The organism is Amycolatopsis sp. NPDC043885, from assembly GCF_056435685.1.
Genome location: NZ_JBWKEA010000044.1, coordinates 1 through 1,061, shown reverse-complemented (window position 1 = coordinate 1,061; position 1,061 = coordinate 1). Strand labels below are relative to the sequence as shown.

1 rRNA gene is annotated in these 1,061 nt (G+C 55.1%); it reads right to left on the bottom strand.

Annotation, left to right across the window (positions count from 1 at the left end):
- Positions 1–46 precede the first annotated feature (46 nt).
- Positions 47–1,061 (bottom strand): 23S ribosomal RNA (locus AC069I_RS44345); the annotation flags it as partial.

Here is a 1,061-nt window from a genome sequence, read left to right as displayed (position 1 = left end):
GGTTGTGTGGTGTTTCAGAGCTGTAGAGTGGATGCGTAACATCTTCGTGGGCAAGTCCTCGGCCTATTAGTACCAGTCAACTCGACAACACATTACTGTGCTTCCATTTCTGGCCTATCAACCCAATGGTCTGTTGGGGGCCTTAACCCACATGGGGTGGGATACCTCATCTTGGAACAGGCTTCCCGCTTAGATGCCTTCAGCGGTTATCCCTTCCGAACGTGGCCAACCAGCCATGCCACTGGCGTGACAACTGGCATACCAGAGGTTCGTCCGTCCCGGTCCTCTCGTACTAGGGACAGCCTTCCTCAAGTATCCTACGCGCGCGGCGGATAGGGACCGAACTGTCTCACGACGTTCTAAACCCAGCTCGCGTGCCGCTTTAATGGGCGAACAGCCCAACCCTTGGGACCTACTCCGGCCCCAGGATGCGACGAGCCGACATCGAGGTGCCAAACCATGCCGTCGATATGGACTCTTGGGCAAGATCAGCCTGTTATCCCCGGGGTACCTTTTATCCGTTGAGCGACACCCCTTCCACCAGGTGGTGCCGGATCACTAGTCCCGACTTTCGTCCCTGCTCGACATGTCTGTCTCACAGTCAAGCTCCCTTGTGCACTTGCACTCAACACCTGATTGCCAACCAGGCTGAGGGAACCTTTGGGCGCCTCCGTTACTCTTTAGGAGGCAACCGCCCCAGTTAAACTACCCATCAGGCACTGTCCCTGAACCAGATCATGGTCCGAGGTTCAGATTCCCAATCCGACCAGAGTGGTATTTCAACAACGACTCCACCAACACTAGCGTGCCGGCTTCACAGTCTCCCACCTATCCTACACAAGCCGAACCGAAAACCAATACCAAACTATAGTAAAGGTCCCGGGGTCTTTCCGTCCTGCCGCGCGTAACGAGCATCTTTACTCGTAGTGCAATTTCGCCGGGCCTGTGGTTGAGACAGCCGGAAAGTCGTTACGCCATTCGTGCAGGTCGGAACTTACCCGACAAGGAATTTCGCTACCTTAGGATGGTTATAGTTACCACCGCCGTTTACTGGCGCTTAA